Annotated in this window: 14 protein-coding genes and 1 tRNA gene; 8 read left to right on the top strand and 7 right to left on the bottom strand. The window is 58.9% G+C overall.

The genetic code is table 11. From position 1 onward, the window contains the following. Window positions 1–59: 59 nt before the first annotated feature. The 8 genes from ACA043_RS22855 to ACA043_RS22890 all read left to right on the top strand — a co-directional run bounded on the left by ACA043_RS22855 (window position 60) and on the right by ACA043_RS22890 (window position 9,695). Entirely contained in the window at window positions 60–422 is a 363-nt protein-coding gene (locus tag ACA043_RS22855) for a DUF5064 family protein (RefSeq protein ID WP_401271172.1), read from the top strand. Window positions 423–667: 245 nt separating this feature from the next. Next, a complete protein-coding gene (gene gcsR, locus ACA043_RS22860) occupies window positions 668–2,176 on the top strand; it encodes a transcriptional regulator GcsR (protein WP_401271174.1) in 1,509 nt (502 codons plus the stop codon). A gap of 329 nt (window positions 2,177–2,505) precedes the next feature. After that, window positions 2,506–2,889: a glycine cleavage system protein GcvH gene (gene gcvH / locus ACA043_RS22865; protein ID WP_187679759.1), complete on the top strand. Its 384-nt coding sequence runs from the start codon at window positions 2,506–2,508 to the stop codon at window positions 2,887–2,889. Window positions 2,890–2,900: 11 nt separating this feature from the next. Next, on the top strand, window positions 2,901–5,753 hold the full coding sequence (gcvP, locus tag ACA043_RS22870; protein WP_497657976.1) for an aminomethyl-transferring glycine dehydrogenase: 2,853 nt from the start codon (window positions 2,901–2,903) through the stop codon (window positions 5,751–5,753). A 186-nt stretch (window positions 5,754–5,939) separates the two neighbouring features. After that, the gene (locus tag ACA043_RS22875; RefSeq protein ID WP_187679761.1) at window positions 5,940–7,316 is read left to right on the top strand and encodes an L-serine ammonia-lyase; all 1,377 of its coding nucleotides are present in this window, start codon (window positions 5,940–5,942) and stop codon (window positions 7,314–7,316) included. Between the two features lie 51 nt (window positions 7,317–7,367). Beyond that, window positions 7,368–8,492 (top strand): glycine cleavage system aminomethyltransferase GcvT, encoded by a 1,125-nt coding sequence (gene gcvT, locus ACA043_RS22880; protein WP_187679762.1) that lies wholly within the window; start codon window positions 7,368–7,370, stop codon window positions 8,490–8,492. 403 nt (window positions 8,493–8,895) lie between these two features. Next, a complete protein-coding gene (locus tag ACA043_RS22885) occupies window positions 8,896–9,108 on the top strand; it encodes a cold-shock protein (RefSeq protein ID WP_003227496.1) in 213 nt (70 codons plus the stop codon). 98 nt (window positions 9,109–9,206) lie between these two features. Beyond that, on the top strand, window positions 9,207–9,695 hold the full coding sequence (locus ACA043_RS22890) for an RDD family protein (RefSeq protein WP_401272208.1): 489 nt from the start codon (window positions 9,207–9,209) through the stop codon (window positions 9,693–9,695). Window positions 9,696–9,784: 89 nt separating this feature from the next. Here ACA043_RS22890 and nadA read toward each other — a convergent pair whose 3' ends face one another. From nadA to tolB, 7 genes are all read right to left on the bottom strand, one after another. Continuing rightward, complete coding sequence (gene nadA, locus ACA043_RS22895) at window positions 9,785–10,843, bottom strand: quinolinate synthase NadA (RefSeq protein ID WP_016773509.1); 1,059 nt, start codon at window positions 10,841–10,843, stop codon at window positions 9,785–9,787. Window positions 10,844–11,115: 272 nt separating this feature from the next. Then, a tRNA-Lys gene (locus ACA043_RS22900) sits at window positions 11,116–11,191 on the bottom strand. Between the two features lie 62 nt (window positions 11,192–11,253). Next, on the bottom strand, window positions 11,254–11,946 hold the full coding sequence (gene queC / locus ACA043_RS22905) for a 7-cyano-7-deazaguanine synthase QueC (protein WP_305439430.1): 693 nt from the start codon (window positions 11,944–11,946) through the stop codon (window positions 11,254–11,256). A gap of 1 nt (window position 11,947) precedes the next feature. Then, complete coding sequence (gene queE / locus ACA043_RS22910) at window positions 11,948–12,595, bottom strand: 7-carboxy-7-deazaguanine synthase QueE (RefSeq protein WP_008080230.1); 648 nt, start codon at window positions 12,593–12,595, stop codon at window positions 11,948–11,950. Window positions 12,596–12,759: 164 nt separating this feature from the next. After that, on the bottom strand, window positions 12,760–13,593 hold the full coding sequence (gene ybgF / locus ACA043_RS22915; protein WP_497657977.1) for a tol-pal system protein YbgF: 834 nt from the start codon (window positions 13,591–13,593) through the stop codon (window positions 12,760–12,762). Window positions 13,594–13,599: 6 nt separating this feature from the next. Then, complete coding sequence (gene pal / locus ACA043_RS22920) at window positions 13,600–14,097, bottom strand: peptidoglycan-associated lipoprotein Pal (RefSeq protein WP_003178634.1); 498 nt, start codon at window positions 14,095–14,097, stop codon at window positions 13,600–13,602. A 52-nt stretch (window positions 14,098–14,149) separates the two neighbouring features. Continuing rightward, entirely contained in the window at window positions 14,150–15,430 is a 1,281-nt protein-coding gene (tolB, locus tag ACA043_RS22925) for a Tol-Pal system beta propeller repeat protein TolB (protein WP_187679778.1), read from the bottom strand. Window positions 15,431–15,447: the final 17 nt, after the last annotated feature.

The following is a 15,447-nucleotide window of genomic DNA, read 5'->3' on the forward strand; positions in this document are numbered from 1 at the left end:
GAAACTCCGAGGGCAGATGTAGGGTCTGCCCTTCTCCCATGCCTTGAAAGGAGAAACCCATGGCCCAGTTTGAACCCGGTCATTTGCACATCGAGCGACATGCGTTGACCCCGGACGATGTCAGTTACAACGTGCACCTCGACTATGAAGTGTTCACCGATCCGCAAAAAGGCAAAGGCATCCAGTTCACGATGCATGGCAACCTTCAGGGAAAGGACATGAAAGAGACCTTCTTCCTGCCCAAGGAGGAGGCCTACAACTTTGCCAACAACGTGACGAAAATCGCCGAGCAGTACGGCATTCCCAAGACTCACAGTCAGATCGGTTCGGTGCACAAGCATTACGACATGATGTTTGAAGACATCCGTAAGCAGCTGGACATGAAATCCGGCGACCCGGTCAATCTTGAGCACTTCGAATAACCCTCAAAAGCCCCTCACCCTAGCCCTCTCCCAAAGGGAGAGGGGATTGATTGGGGGATGCTGCAGAGTTACGCCGACCTGATCCTGCTTTACCGAATCCATAATCGACTGTCTCTTCCAGGTCGATGTCAAACCCGAGACACCTCGGTCAGCTCCCTCTCCCCTTGGGAGAGGGCTGGGGTGAGGGTGCTTTTGATTTAAGGCATACTTGCCACCCTCCGCACTGCAGAACACTAAACCGCCCCATGCGTATCCACGTCAGCTTCATCGACCGCGTCGGCATCACCCAGGAAGTCCTGGCTATCCTCGGTGGGCGCAACCTCAATCTGGATGCGGTGGAAATGATCCCGCCGAACGTCTACATCGACGCGCCAACGCTCAGCCCGCAAGTGCTCGAAGAACTCAAGGATGCGCTGTTTCGCGTGCTCGGCGTGGAAGCGGTGACGGTGGTCGACATCCTCCCCGGCCAGCGTCGGCACTTGCAGCTCGACGCCTTGCTCGCGGCGATGACCGACCCGGTGCTCGCTCTCGACAGCGCCGGCAAGGTGCTATTGGCCAACCCGGCATTGATCGCGCTGTACGGTCGCGAACCGGCGGGCGAAAGTGTCGCGGAACTGTTCAATGACTCCGGCCTGCTCGACACCCTGCTTGAGCAAGGTTTCCGCCTGCCGCTGCGCGAGATCACCGTCAACGGCCAGACCCTGCTGCTCGATGCCACGCCGATTACCGACGCCGGCGCCCTGCTCACCCTGTATCAACCGAACCGCATCGGTGAACAACTCTCGGCGCTGCACCATGACCACGCCGAAGGTTTCGATGCGTTGCTCGGCGAATCCCCGGCGATCCGCACCCTCAAGGCCCGCGCGCAACGCGTTGCCGCACTCGATGCACCGCTGCTGATTCAAGGCGAAACCGGGACCGGTAAAGAACTGGTCGCCCGCGCCTGCCACGCCATCAGTACGCGGCACAGTGCGCCGTTTCTGGCCCTGAACTGCGCGGCCCTGCCGGAGAACCTCGCCGAGAGCGAACTGTTCGGCTACGCCCCCGGCGCCTTCACAGGTGCCGCACGCGGTGGCAAACCGGGGCTGATGGAGCTGGCGAACCAGGGCACGGTGTTTCTCGACGAGATCGGCGAGATGTCGCCGTACTTGCAGGCCAAACTGCTGCGTTTTTTGAATGACGGCAGCTTCCGCCGGGTCGGCGGTGATCGAGAAGTGAAGGTCAACGTACGAATCCTCAGTGCAACCCACCGCGATCTGGAGAAAATGGTCAGCGAAGGCCTGTTCCGCGAAGACCTGTTCTACCGCCTCAACGTGCTTAACGTCGAAGTGCCGCCGCTGCGCGAACGCGGTCAGGACATTCTGTTGTTGGCGCGTTATTTCATGCAGCAGGCCTGCGCGCAGATCCAGCGCCCGGTCTGCCGCCTCGCCCCCGGCACCTATCCGGCACTCCTCGGCAACCGCTGGCCGGGCAACGTACGGCAATTGCAGAACGTGATCTTCCGCGCCGCTGCGATCTGCGAAAGCAGCCTCGTCGACATCGGCGACCTCGACATCGCCGGCACCTCGGTGGCCCGACAGACCGACAGCGATGTCGATAGCCTCGAACAAGCCGTCGAGTCCTTCGAAAGATCGCTGCTGGAAAAACTCTACGTCAGCTACCCCTCGACCCGCCAACTGGCCAGCCGCCTGCAAACGTCGCATACAGCCATCGCCCACCGATTGCGCAAATACGGCATTCCCAACAAACCCTGAACACGGTTATGTAACGGATTCGAAATCCGTTCAAAAACGACCTCTTTCTGTACTGAAAGCGCTACAGCGGAACGATATCGATACACACCGTTCAAGCCACCGCTGTGCAAGGCTTTGATCCGCTTCAGCTTTTTTCCTCGCCCTATGCTGTAGCGATTTCGCTACGCACGCATCAATCACCCTTTCTAAATAAACACTCAAGCCATTGATTTAAAACAATAAATAAACCTTGGCCGCGTTCTTGCTAATCAACCGCTCATAAATAAGGGCTTCCCTGCCCACGCTTTCCACCGCGTCCACCGGACGAGTCCGGCCCCTGAGGAGTTTCCATGAGCGAGTTGCGTTTTACTGAAGATCACGAATGGCTGCGCACTGAAGCTGATGGCAGCGTTACTGTCGGCATCACCGCTTTTGCGCAGAACGCCCTGGGCGACGTGGTATTCGTGCAACTGCCTGAGCTGCAGTCCTACGACAAAGGCGCCGAAGCCGCCACCGTGGAATCGGTAAAAGCCGCCAGCGGCGTGTACATGCCCCTCGACGGCGAAGTGCTGGAAGTGAACCCGGCGCTTGAAGACAGCCCTGAACTGGTCAACGAAGATCCGCTGGGCGAAGGCTGGTTCTTCCGCTTCCAGCCATCCGACGCCGCCGCTGTCGGCAAACTGCTGGATCAAGACGCTTACGACCGTCTGATCAAAGCCCAAGCCGAAGCCTGAGGAGAGCCGACATGACACAAGTAAACCTTGGCACCGCCAACGAATTCATCGCCCGTCACATCGGCCCGCGCGCCGGTGACGAGCAAGCCATGCTCAACAGCCTCGGCTTCGATTCGCTCGAAGCCCTGAGCGCCAGCGTCATCCCGGAAAGCATCAAGGGCACCAGCGTACTCGGCATGGACGATGGCCTGAGCGAAGCCGACGCACTGGCGATGATCAAATCCATCGCCGGCAAGAACCAACTCTTCAAGACCTACATCGGCCAGGGCTATTACAACTGCCACACGCCGTCGCCGATCCTGCGCAACCTCCTGGAAAACCCGGCCTGGTACACCGCTTACACGCCGTACCAGCCAGAAATCTCCCAGGGCCGTCTCGAAGCGCTGCTGAACTTCCAGACCCTGATCAGCGACCTCACCGGCCTGCCGATCGCCAACGCATCCTTGCTCGACGAAGCCACCGCCGCTGCCGAAGCCATGACCTTCTGCAAACGCCTGAGCAAGAACAAGGGCAGCCACCAGTTCTTCGCCTCGATCCACAGCCACCCGCAAACCCTCGACGTGCTGCGCACCCGTGCCGAGCCGCTGGGCATCGACGTGGTTGTCGGCGATGAGCGTGAACTGACCGACGTCACCCCGTTCTTCGGCGCCCTGCTGCAATACCCGGCGAGCAACGGTGATGTGTTCGACTACCGCGAACTGACCGAACGCTTCCACGCCGCCAACGCTCTGGTGGCCGTGGCTGCCGACCTCCTGGCCCTGACCCTGCTGACCGCTCCGGGCGAGTTCGGCGCGGACGTCGCCATCGGCAGCGCACAACGCTTCGGTGTGCCGCTGGGCTTCGGTGGCCCGCACGCGGCTTACTTCTCGACTAAAGATGCGTTCAAGCGCGACATGCCGGGCCGTCTGGTCGGTGTGTCGGTTGACCGTTTCGGCAAGCCGGCCCTGCGTCTGGCGATGCAGACCCGAGAGCAACACATCCGCCGCGAGAAGGCCACGTCGAACATCTGCACCGCGCAAGTGCTGCTGGCCAACATCGCCAGCATGTACGCCGTCTACCACGGCCCGAAAGGCCTGACCCAGATCGCCAACCGCGTGCATCACCTGACCGCGATTCTGGCCAAGGGCCTGACCGCGCTGGGCTTGAACGTCGAGCAGGAAAGCTTCTTCGACACCCTGACGCTGGCCACCGGCGCGCAAACCGCTGCGCTGCACGACAAGGCTCACGCCCAGCAGATCAACCTGCGCGTCGTCGATGCTCAGCGTGTCGGTCTGTCTGTCGACGAAACCACCACGCAGGCTGACATCGAAACTCTGTGGAGCGTGTTTGCCGACGGCAAGACCCTGCCGGACTTCGCCGCCCTCGCCGCTTCGGTGCAGAGCACCATCCCAGCTGCGCTGGTTCGTCAGTCGCCGATCCTCAGCCACCCGGTGTTCAACCGTTATCACTCGGAAACCGAGCTGATGCGCTACCTGCGCAAACTGGCGGACAAGGATCTGGCACTGGATCGCACCATGATCCCGCTGGGTTCGTGCACCATGAAACTCAACGCTGCCAGCGAAATGATCCCGGTGACCTGGGCTGAATTCGGTGCCCTGCACCCGTTCGCTCCGGCCGCGCAAAGCGCCGGCTATCAGCAACTGACCGATGAACTGGAAGCGATGCTCTGCGCCGCCACCGGTTACGACTCGATCTCGCTGCAACCGAACGCCGGTTCGCAAGGTGAATACGCGGGCCTGCTGGCCATCCGCGCCTATCACCAGAGCCGTGGCGATGACCGTCGCGACATCTGCCTGATCCCGTCGTCCGCCCACGGCACCAACCCGGCCACCGCCAACATGGCTGGCATGCGTGTGGTCGTGACCGCGTGCGACGCTCGCGGCAACGTCGACATCGAAGACCTGCGCGCCAAAGCCATTGAGCACCGCGAACACCTCGCTGCGCTGATGATCACCTACCCGTCGACTCACGGCGTGTTCGAAGAAGGCATCCGCGAAATCTGCGGGATCATTCATGACAACGGCGGCCAGGTTTACATCGATGGCGCCAACATGAACGCAATGGTCGGTCTCTGCGCCCCGGGCAAGTTCGGTGGCGACGTCTCGCACCTGAACCTGCACAAAACTTTCTGCATCCCCCACGGCGGTGGCGGCCCGGGCGTCGGCCCGATTGGCGTCAAGTCGCACCTGACGCCGTTCCTGCCGGGTCACGGCACCATGGAGCGTAAAGAAGGCGCGGTCTGCGCGGCACCGTTCGGCAGCGCGAGCATTCTGCCGATCACCTGGATGTACATTCGGATGATGGGCGGCGCCGGTCTGAAGCGCGCTTCGCAACTGGCGATCCTCAACGCTAACTACATTTCCCGTCGCCTGGAAGAACACTACCCAGTGCTGTACACCGGCAGCAACGGTCTGGTGGCACACGAGTGCATCCTCGATCTGCGTCCACTGAAAGACAGCAGCGGCATCAGCGTTGATGACGTTGCCAAGCGCCTGATCGACTTTGGCTTCCACGCCCCGACCATGTCGTTCCCGGTCGCCGGCACGCTGATGATCGAGCCGACCGAAAGCGAATCCAGGGAAGAACTGGACCGCTTCTGCGACGCCATGATCCGCATCCGCGAAGAAATCCGCGCAGTGGAAAACGGCACCTTGGACAAGGACGACAACCCGTTGAAAAACGCGCCGCACACCGCAGCCGAACTGGTTGGCGAGTGGACTCACTCGTACAGCCGCGAGCAAGCCGTGTACCCGGTGGCCTCGTTGATCGAAGGCAAGTACTGGCCGCCGGTCGGTCGCGTCGACAACGTGTTCGGCGACCGCAATCTGGTCTGCGCCTGCCCGTCGATCGAAAGCTACGCTTAAACCGGAAAGGGGCGAACCACTCGCCCCTACCGCTTCACCTGTAGGAGCTGCCGAAGGCTGCGATCTTTTGATCTTGCTGTTGAAAGATCAGGATCAAAAGATCGCAGCCTTCGGCAGCTCCTACAGGGGGATGTAACCAGCCTGATATTGCGCCAATTCCTATAACAAGAAACCGGAGAACCACTCATGTCGTTAAGCGTGTTCGACCTGTTCAAGATTGGCATCGGCCCCTCCAGTTCCCACACCGTCGGCCCGATGCGCGCAGCCGCGCGCTTCGCCGAAGGCTTGCGTCGTGAAAACCTGCTGACCACCACCGCCAGCGTTCGAGTCGAGCTGTACGGCTCGCTCGGAGCCACCGGCAAGGGGCACGGCAGCGACAAAGCCGTGTTGCTCGGCCTTGAAGGCGAACACCCGGACACCGTCGACACCGAAACCGTCGCTGCCCGTCTGCAAGACATTCGCGGCAGCGGCCGCTTGAATCTGCTCGGTGAACACAGCATCGCGTTCAACGAAAAAGAACATCTGGCGATGATCCGCAAGCCGCTGGCCTATCACCCCAACGGCATGATTTTCCGCGCGTTCGACGCGGCGGGCATTCAGATCCGCAGCCGCGAGTACTACTCGGTCGGCGGTGGTTTTGTTGTCGATGAGGACGCGGCCGGTGCCGACCGCATCGTCGAAGACGCCACGCCGCTGACTTTTCCGTTCAAAAGCGCCAAGGACTTGCTCACGCATTGCAGCACTTACGGTCTGTCGATCAGCCAAGTGATGCTGACCAACGAAAGCGCCTGGCGCCCGGAAGCGGAAACCCGTGCCGGTCTGCTGAAGATCTGGCAAGTGATGCAGGACTGCGTGGCTGCTGGTTGTCGTAACGAAGGCATCTTGCCGGGCGGTTTGAAAGTCAAACGTCGCGCGGCAGCGCTGCATCGGCAACTGTGCAAGAACCCGGAGTCGGCGTTGCGCGATCCGCTGTCGGTGCTCGACTGGGTCAATCTCTACGCGCTGGCGGTCAACGAAGAAAACGCTAACGGCGGGCGCGTGGTCACCGCGCCAACCAACGGCGCGGCCGGGATCATTCCGGCCGTGCTGCATTACTACATGCGTTTTATCCCCGGTTCCACCGATGACGGCGTCGTGCGATTTCTGCTGACCGCCGCCGCCATAGGCATTCTGTACAAGGAAAACGCTTCGATTTCCGGTGCTGAAGTCGGCTGTCAGGGCGAGGTCGGTGTGGCTTGTTCAATGGCTGCCGGGGCGTTGTGCGAAGTGCTCGGTGGCAGCGTGCAGCAAGTCGAGAACGCGGCGGAAATCGGCATGGAACACAACCTCGGCCTGACCTGCGACCCGATTGGCGGGTTGGTGCAAGTGCCGTGCATCGAGCGCAATGCCATGGGCTCGGTGAAAGCGATAAACGCGGTGCGCATGGCCATGCGTGGCGACGGTCAACATTTCGTCTCCCTCGACAAAGTTATCCGCACCATGCGCCAGACCGGCGCCGACATGAAAAGCAAATACAAAGAGACCGCTCGCGGCGGTCTGGCGGTCAACATTATCGAATGCTAATTAGCCCCTTCTCCCTCCGGGAGAGGGTTGGTGTGAATCAAGGAGTTCCGCATGTCCACCGAACAACTGTCGAAAACCCCGCTGCACGCTCTGCACATCGAACTCGGCGCCCGCATGGTGCCGTTCGCCGGCTACGACATGCCGGTGCAATACCCACTCGGCGTGATGAAGGAGCACCAGCACACCCGTGAGCAAGCCGGGCTGTTCGATGTTTCGCACATGGGCCAGATCCGCCTGACCGGCGCCAACGCCGCCAAAGCCCTGGAAACCTTGGTGCCGGTGGACATCATCGACCTGCCAGTGGGCATGCAGCGTTACGCGATGTTCACCAACGAGAGCGGTGGCATTCTCGATGACCTGATGGTCGCCAACCTCGGTAACGATGAGCTGTTCCTCGTAGTGAACGCTGCGTGCAAGGATCAGGATCTGGCTCACTTGCGAAAACACATCGGCGATCAGTGCACCATTACGGCGCTGTTCGAAGAGCGCGCCCTGCTCGCCCTGCAAGGTCCGGCCGCAGTGACCGTGCTGGCGCGCCTTGCTCCTGACGTGGCGAAGATGACCTTCATGCAGTTCAACCGCGTGAACCTGTTGGGCGTGGACTGCTTTGTCAGCCGTTCTGGCTACACCGGTGAAGACGGTTTCGAAATCTCGGTGCCGGCCGCCGATGCGGAAAAACTCGCTCGCGCCCTGTTGGCCGAACCGGAAGTCCAGGCCATCGGCCTCGGCGCGCGCGACTCGCTGCGTCTGGAAGCCGGCCTGTGCCTCTACGGCCACGACATGAACACCGAGACCACGCCAATCGAAGCCAGCCTGCTGTGGGCGATTTCCAAGCCGCGCCGTGCAGACGGCGCGCGGGCCGGCGGTTTCCCTGGGGCGGAGCAGGTTTTCGCTCAACAACAGAACGGCGTCGCGCGCAAACGTGTCGGCCTGCTGCCGCAGGAACGCACGCCGGTGCGTGAAGGCGCAGAAATCGTCAACGAAGCCGACGAGATCATCGGCAGCGTGTGCAGCGGCGGCTTCGGCCCGACACTGGGCGGCCCATTGGCGATGGGTTACCTCGACAGCGCTTATGTCACTCTCGAAACGCCAGTCTGGGCCATCGTTCGTGGGAAAAAGGTGCAAATGCTTGTAAGCAAAATGCCATTTGTCCCACAACGCTACTATCGTGGTTGATTGGCTGTTTCTATAAGTAACGCGATTGCGTTATGCGTGCACTAATGTGTAACGCAATCGCCACAAAAAAGTGCATTTTCTAACAACTGATTCGAATATGAACTTTGCTTATAACGTTCGAAAACTTTTGAAAAAGCTAATCGTCCAAGCCGCATTAGTGAACTGACTAACTGCCAGCAAGCGCAACAAAACCGGGGCCCTCACGGGGCTTGTTTTTTCTCCCGTAGTTGGCGTAGAGTTTATCCACTGTGTTTGCATGGGTCAGCTTTGAATCGTGACCTGGGCAGTAGCCTACAAGTTAGCTACATCCCGTTCGACGTCTTCTTACTCTCCTGCAACCAGCCCCAGTACTCTTTCATGAGAAAGAGACTGTCATCAATTTATGCGTCAAAGGAAATAAGAAATGTCCACACGTCAGAGCGGTACCGTCAAGTGGTTTAACGACGAGAAAGGTTTTGGTTTTATCACTCCAGAAAGCGGTCCGGATCTGTTCGTGCATTTCCGCGCCATTCAGGGCAACGGCTTCAAAAGCCTGAAAGAAGGCCAGAAAGTGACTTTCGTTGCTGTGCAAGGCCAGAAAGGCATGCAGGCTGACGAAGTACAAGCAGAAGCTTGATCCTTCTGTAACGAAAAAGCCCCTGATATTGATATCAGGGGCTTTTTTGTGCGCGCGAATCCGTAAAATGGCGCTTCATTTCGCGTCCAGAGGCCGCCATGTCGAAACACCTGCTCACGCCCCAAGGCGACTTTCCTCCCGCTGGCCTTGGCCGTCGTCTGGCCGCGATGTTCTATGACTTTCTGTTGTGCACCGCCCTTCTGATCGTGACCGGCTTCATCTACAAGCTCATCCAGGCGGCGATCATCGGCGAAGAACGTCTGCGCGTGATGACCGATGCCGGGCAACTGGACGGCGATCCGCTGTATTCCACCGTATTGCTCCTGGTGCTGTTTGCCTTCTTCGCCAAATTCTGGACCCATGGCGGTCAGACGCTGGGCATGCAGGTGTGGGGCATTCGTGTGCAGAACGCCAACGGCACGGCGATCAGCCTGTGGCAGGCGCTGTTGCGGTTTATGGTATCGATTGCTTCATGGCTGTGCGTCGGCCTGGGATTCTTCTGGTCGCTCTATGACAAGCAGAAGCGCACGTGGCATGACATCTATTCCGATACTCGGGTCGTCCGGGTTCCGAAGAAGCAAAAGTAGCGCACATAAAAAAGATCGCAACCTGCGGCAGCGCCTACAACGATTTCTGTAGGAGCTGCCGCAGGCTGCGATCTTTTGCTTTTTTGCGCTTAAGCGTTACCGGCCAGCTTCATTCGCGCAGCCTGAGTGAAATCCAGCATGCGCTTCAAAGGCCGAATCGCCTGCGGAATCAACGCCGGATCAACAAAGATCTCGTTCGTCCCTTCCTTCAAGCTCTTGAGCGTGCGCTCAAGGGTGTTCATGGCCATCCACGGGCAATGTGCGCAACTGCGGCACGCTGCGCCGTTACCGGCCGTTGGCGCCTCGATGAAGACCTTGTCCGGGCATAGCTGCTGCATCTTGTAGAAAATGCCGCGGTCCGTGGCGACGATCAGAGTCTTGTTCGGCAAGGACTGCGCAGCGGCGATCAATTGGCTGGTGGAACCAACGGCGTCCGCCAGTTCGATTACCGATGTCGGCGACTCCGGGTGCACTAGAATCGCTGCATCCGGGTACAACGCCTTCATGTCCTCGAGCTGTTTGGATTTGAACTCTTCGTGGACGATGCAGGCACCGTCCCAGAGCAGCATGTCGGCACCGGTCTTGCGCTGAATGTAGGTGCCCAGGTGTTTGTCCGGCCCCCAGATGATGGTTTCGCCGTTGTCCATCAGGCTTTCGACGATCTCCAGCGCGCAACTCGACGTCACCACCCAGTCGGCCCGGGCTTTCACGGCGGCAGAGGTGTTGGCGTAAACCACCACCGTGCGTTCCGGATGCTGATCGCAGAACGCCGAGAACTCGTCTACCGGACAACCCAGATCCAAGGAGCACGTCGCTTCCAGGGTCGGCATCAGCACACGTTTTTCCGGATTGAGAATCTTCGCGGTCTCACCCATGAACTTCACGCCGGCGACCACCACGGTCTTGGCCGGATGAGCGTTGCCAAAGCGGGCCATTTCCAGGGAGTCGGAGACACAGCCGCCGGTTTCTTCGGCCAAAGCCTGAATCACCGGATCGCAATAAAAGTGGGCCACCAGCACCGCGTCCTGAGCCTTGAGCTCGGCGGCGATGGCAGAACGGTAATAAGCCTCTTCCTCGGCGGTCAGCGGTTTGGGCTGTTTCGCGTCGAGGTGAGCTTGAACCAGAAGGCGTTCGGAAATCTGCGTCATGTTCGCAAGACCTGCAGGCGCTTTCGCGCGAAAGTCGAGTATACACCCGGCTCCGGACCCCTTGTGGGTACCGCCGGGAGAGTGAGTTTTATCAGGCACGGACAGCGTTGAAGCTGCGCAAGGCTACAGAATATCCGGTTGATACAAAAGATGATTCTGACCTGTGTCAGCGCCGGCAGCACCGATCGAACGCGCACCCGAATCGCAGGCAAAAAAAAAACCCGGAAATCCTCACTTTCGTGGGCCTTCCGGATTTTCTAAACCGCCAAATATGGTGGGTCGTGTGGGATTCGAACCTACGACCAATTGGTTAAAAGCCAACTGCTCTACCAACTGAGCTAACGACCCGCTGTGTGATGGCGCGTATAATACTGATTTTTAAGGACTATTCAACACCTTTTTGAAAATAATCAAAAATAAGGTGTTGGATCGCTCACGCCGGCCGCCGCAAAGCCTTCCGCACGCAGGCGGCAGCTGTCGCATTTACCGCATGCACGGCCATTATCATCGGCCTGATAGCAGGAAACGGTGAGGCCATAATCGACGCCGAGCTTCACGCCCGCCTGGACGATCTGCGCCTTGCTCAGGTTCTGCAATGGCGCCTGAATGCGAAAGCCATTGCCTTCAACCCCCGCCTTGGTCGCCAGATTGGCCATGCGCTCGAAGGATTCGATAAACTCGGGACGGCAATCCGGATAACCGGAATAATCCACCGCATTCACACCAATAAAGATGTCACGGGCGCCAAGCACTTCAGCCCAACCCAGTGCCAGCGACAGGAAAACGGTATTGCGCGCCGGCACGTAAGTCACCGGGATGCCCTCGCCCAGCTCTTCAGGAATCTCGATGCTGGTGTCCGTCAGGGCCGAACCACCCATGCCGTTCAGATTCAGACCGATCACCTTGTGCTCGATCACACCTAGGTCGCGGGCAACACGTGCAGCAGCGTGCAATTCGGCGTGCGAACGCTGACCGTAATCGAAGCTCATCGTGTAGCAGCTATAGCCCTCGGCGCGAGCCATGGCTACGACAGTCGCAGAGTCGAGGCCGCCAGACAGCAAAATGACTGCGCGTTTGTCGGTGGTGTTCAGTTGCTCAGTCATATCAGCGCCCCGGCTCGTCATTCCAAAGATATTTATGCAGCTGCAATTGCAGGCGTACCGGCAGGTTATCCGCTACGACCCAATCTGCCAGATCCCGCGCATTCAAGTCGTGGTGACTTGGCGAGAACAGGACTTCACCGGCACGTCGGTCGAGTCCGTACTGGATCAACTTGGAAACGGCCCAGTCGTAGTCTTCCCGCGAGCAGATGACAAACTTCACCTGATCGTTGGGAGTCAGCAGTTCGATATTCTCGTAACGGTTGCGATGCGCTTCTTTCGAGCCCGGTGTTTTCAGGTCGACTACGCGACTGACGCGCGGATCGACAGCAGAAACGTCAAGAGCACCGCTGGTTTCCAGCGAGACCTCGTAACCGGCATCACACAACTGCTTGAGTAAAGGAATGGCATTAGGCTGTGCCAGCGGCTCACCGCCGGTGACGCATACATAGCGCGGACGGAATCCGGCTACTTGCTCGAGGATATCGTCGAGGGTGCGGACGGTGCCGCCACTGAACGCATAGGCACTGTCGCAGTATTGGCAACGCAAAGGGCAGCCGGTCAGACGCACAAAAACAGTGGGCAGCCCGGCAGTCCGCGTTTCCCCCTGCAAAGAGTAGAAAACTTCGGTGATTCTCAATGTGTCTTGCATAGTCGCCACGGGCGTAACAGCTAAACAGGCTGTCCGCCTCCGTCAGGCACTTCAGGCAATCCCGCCAACGCGCAGACCACAAGAAGCGTGTTTCAGAAAAAGGGCGTGAATTCTAACGAAAAAACCCGCGACAGGCGCGGGTTTCTTCCAAAGGGTCAAGCAACTTACATGCGTTGCAGATCGCGTTGGGCCAACTGAGCGGCAGATGTGCCCGGATATTGGGCAACAACCTGCTGCAGAATGCCTTTTACCTTGTCGTTATGACCGAGGCGGCGCTCTACATCAGCCAGCTTGTACAGCGAGTCCGGCACTTTGGCGTGCTTGGGATACAGCTGCGAAACCTTGGCAAATGCTTGACCTGCACCTTGCAGATCACCTTTGGCCAGGTTCACTTCACCCAACCAATACTGGGCGTTGCCCGCATATTGGCTGTTCGGGTATTTGCGCAGGAAAGCGGCGAAAGCCTGGCTGGCCTTGTCGAAATCCTTGGCTTTGATCAGGTCGAAAGCGGCATCGTAATACAGCTTTTCCTTGGCCGGATCACCCGGTTCGCTACTCGCAGCAGGTGCCTGGGCAGCAGCCCCGGCGCCAGCGGCAGCACCGGCAGCACCACTTGCATCGCCACCGGTAGAAGAATTCTCAGGAGTCGCGGCAGGTGCAACACCGGATCCTATGCGCCGATCAAGATCCTGGTATCGCTCCAGGGATTCTTGCTTCATGCGCGCAACCTGATTCTGCAGTTCTTCAATCACACCTTGCTGGCGCGAAATCTGATCCTGCATTTGTTGCAGTTGGTTGAACAGCATGCCTTGTGCCGAGGCAGGGGCCGAAGCCGCTCCCCCGGCATAGGCGCCGTTCGTACCGTAACCCGCAGGCGGATAACTACTCCCGCTATTGTTATAACCGGAGTTGTCATCGACCACAGGAACCGCAGCCCACGCCGCAAGCGGCGCGAGGCTGAGAGCCAGAACAGTTACAGCACGACGGCACGTTCGCATATCGAATTACTTACGCAGTTCGACGCGACGGTTTTGAGCCCAGGACTGCTCGTCGTTGCCGGTAGCAACTGGACGCTCTTCGCCGTAGGAAACCAGTTCCAGCTGAGCTGGGGAAACACCTTGCAGTACCAGGTAGCGTTGAACGGCTTTCGCACGACGCTCGCCCAGTGCCATGTTGTACTCACGAGTACCACGTTCGTCGGTGTTGCCTTCCAGAACAACGCGAGCGCCGTTTGCTTTCAGGTCTTTGGCGTGAACGTCCAGAGCGCGCATGGCTTCTGGCTTCAGGTCCGAGCTGTCGTATTCGAAGTAGAAGGTGGTGATTGCGCGCAGAGCAGCTTCTTCGCTCAGGGAACCGTCAACGGCACCAGTGTTTGCGCCGTAACCAGCGTTTGGATCAACAGCGCCTTCACCGGCGTTGTCGCCGCCTTTGGACGAGCAACCTACAGCTACAGCCATGGCCAGAGCCAGCGCAGCAAATTTACCAAACTTCAGCATTTCCATCGTGAAACTCCTAATGAACCCCAGTGTGTTAAGTAAAACGTGTAGCGCCCGCTCACTTCAGGTAAGGGGACCAGGACGGTTCTCTGACTTCGCCTTGAGCGGTAGGAAGCGGGAGCCTAACGCGTCCATTAATGGACACGAGCATCAAGACTCCCCGGCCCTGTTGGCGGGTGGCGTAGATTACCATGGTGCCGTTGGGCGCAACAGTGGGTGACTCGTCCAGAGTGCTATCAGTGAGGATCTTTACACTACCTCGCTGCAAATCCTGGGCCGCCACCTTGAAATTGGTGAAACCATCCTGACGATGGATCATCACCAAAGTCTTTTCATCAGCCGACAGTTTCGGGTTGGCGTTGTAGTTACCGATGAAGGTCACTCGCTCCGCACCGCCGCCACTGGCGCTGGTTTTGTAGATCTGTGGTTTGCCGCCACGGTCCGAGGTGAAGTAGATGGTCGAACCATCCTTGCCCCAGTACGGTTCGGTGTTGATGCCCGGGCCCGCAGTGACACGATTGATCTGACGCGAAGCCAGGTTCATCACGTAGATGTCCGGGTTACCGTCTTTCGACAGCACGAACGCCAGACGATCGCCATTCGGGGACCAGGCGGGTGCGCCATTCAGGCCTTCGAAGTTGGTGATTTGCTCACGGCGACCGGTGTCGATGTTCTGCATGAAGATCCGCGGACGCTTCTGTTCAAACGACACGTAGGCGATGCGCTTGCCATCCGGTGCGAAACGCGGCGACAGGATCGGCTCACGCGATTGCAACAGAGTCACGGCGCGCGCACCGTCATAGTCCGAACGCTGCAGGGTGTAACGGGTGTTCTTCTCGGAGAAGCGTTCAGCCGTTACGTACAACAGACGGGTCGAAAACGCACCTTGAATACCGGTGAGTTTTTCGAACGACTGGTCCGAGATGAAGTGCGCCATATCGCGCAATTGCTCGGTAGTGCCGGAAACACTGCCGTCAGCCACTTTCTGTTCGGTGGCAACGTTGAACAGCGCCCACTGCACCTGCAAGCGACCGCCCGCTGGAACGATGCTGCCGACCATCATGTATTGAGCACCCACCGCCTTCCAGTCACGGAAGATGATTTCGCTCGGCTGGCTTGGCTGGCTGATCATGTTTTGCTTTGGAATCGGCGAGTAATAGCCCGAGTTGCGCAAATCGTTACCAATGATTTCAGCCATGTCGTCCGGCAGCACGGCACCGCCCTGCATGCCGAACGGTACAACGGCGATCGGAGTAGCCCGATCGCTGCCGCTGGTGACCAGAATGTTCTTTTCATCAGCCATCGCGATCCCTGCCATGCAGCAGATCACGACCAGCATTCCTCGAAGAAGGTTTC

The sequence above is a fragment of the Pseudomonas sp. LBUM1648 genome (genome assembly GCF_059716145.1).